The following is a 1,671-nucleotide window of genomic DNA, read 5'->3' as shown; positions in this document are numbered from 1 at the left end:
CAACTTAAACCAGTCGATTGCGTTAAGTGTGGTTGTTAACAAGCCTAAAGACTTAACTCGTCAACAGCTTAAAGAAATCAAACTCCTGCTAGACGGTGCAGGCTTTACCGAAGCCAAGTTACAAAGTGCATGGCGTAACAAAACCAATCAAGATATTGCCGCAAGCATTATTGGCCATATTCGCCGTGCGGCCTTAAATGAGGGGTTAATTAGCTTTGAGGCGCGTGTACAAAAAGCGATGGAAAAAATTTATCAATTACACGCATGGACAATGCCACAACGTAGATGGCTTGAGCGTTTAGCCAAACAACTTAGCCATGAAGTGATTTTAGATACCGCGTTTATTAATGCACGTTTTGCCGAGCAAGGTGGCGTTAATCAAATTAACCGACAGCTAAATAATCAATTAGATGAAATATTAAGTGAGTTAAGTGAGGCACTGTGGCAAGTGGCAGGTTAAAATAGCACCCTAAAAATTAATGATTCAAGCGACCTGCCCAAATAACGGAAAATTAACAACATGACTCAAAACGATATTGTTCAAAAATTATGGAACTTGTGTGACGTATTGCGTGACGATGGCATTAACTACAGTGATTATGTCACCGAATTAGTGTTATTACTGTTTATGAAAATGGTGCATGAAAACACCGAAAACGGCATTTTACAAAAGCATACTTTACCGCAAGGCTGTCGTTGGACAGATATTAGCAGTCAGTCTGGCCTTAATTTGATGAATGCCTATAAGCGGATTTTATTATCGCTTTCCACAGGTAAAGACGCACAAAACAACACTATCCATCAAGACCCGTTAATTTTAGCCATTTATGCCGATGCTCAAACACGCTTGCGTGAACCACGCCATTTAGAGCAACTGATTCGCTCCTTAGATAACATTGATTGGTTTAGTGTGCAAAAAGACGGTTTAGGCGACTTGTACGAAGGCTTACTCGAAAAAAACGCCAACGAAACCAAATCAGGCGCAGGGCAATACTTTACGCCACGCGCCTTAATTAACTGTATGGTTAATTGTATTAAGCCCAAACTGGGCGAAACCATTCAAGACCCAGCCGCAGGCACAGCAGGCTTTTTGATTGCCGCTGACAGTTATTTAAGAAATCAAACCGATGACTACATGGACTTAACTGCCGAGCAAGCCAGCTTTCAAAAAAATAAAGCGTTTATTGGTGTCGAGCTTGTGCCAAGTACCCGCCGTTTAGCGTTAATGAATTGTTTGTTACATGGCATGGAAGGCGATGACGAAGGCGTAGTGCATTTGGGTAATGCTTTGGGACAAGTGGGTGCAAGCCTTGCCAAAGCGGATATTGTTTTAGCCAATCCGCCGTTTGGAACAGCCAAAGGCGGTGAAGCCAGTATTACCCGTGACGACTTAACCTACAAAACCAGCAATAAGCAATTAGCGTTTTTGCAACATATTTATCGCAACTTAAAAGCAGGTGGCCGCGCCGCCGTAGTGTTGCCTGATAACGTGTTGTTTGAAGCAGGCGTAGGCACAGAGGTACGCCGTGACTTAATGAATAAATGTAATTTGCATACCATTTTACGTTTACCGACTGGCATTTTTTATGCGCAAGGCGTTAAAACCAATGTGTTGTTTTTTACTAGTCCGTATTCAGGGTTAAAGCCACCGCCTTTAGGCGGTCAGATTTA

2 protein-coding genes are annotated in these 1,671 nt (G+C 42.4%); both read left to right on the top strand.

What is annotated here, in order from left to right; genetic code table 11:
- Positions 1-460, top strand: a 460-nt coding sequence (locus Q0212_RS08530; protein ID WP_297924513.1) for a type I restriction-modification enzyme R subunit C-terminal domain-containing protein, incomplete at its 5' end; no start/stop codon positions are given.
- Positions 461-520: 60 nt separating this feature from the next.
- Positions 521-1,671, top strand: a 1,151-nt coding sequence (locus Q0212_RS08525; protein ID WP_297924511.1) for an N-6 DNA methylase, incomplete at its 3' end; no start/stop codon positions are given.

It is taken from the genome of uncultured Agitococcus sp. (assembly GCF_937920075.1).
GTDB lineage: Bacteria > Pseudomonadota > Gammaproteobacteria > Pseudomonadales > Moraxellaceae > Agitococcus.
The sequence above is the reverse complement of the archived record's forward strand: the minus strand, read 5'-3'. Positions and strand labels throughout refer to the sequence as shown.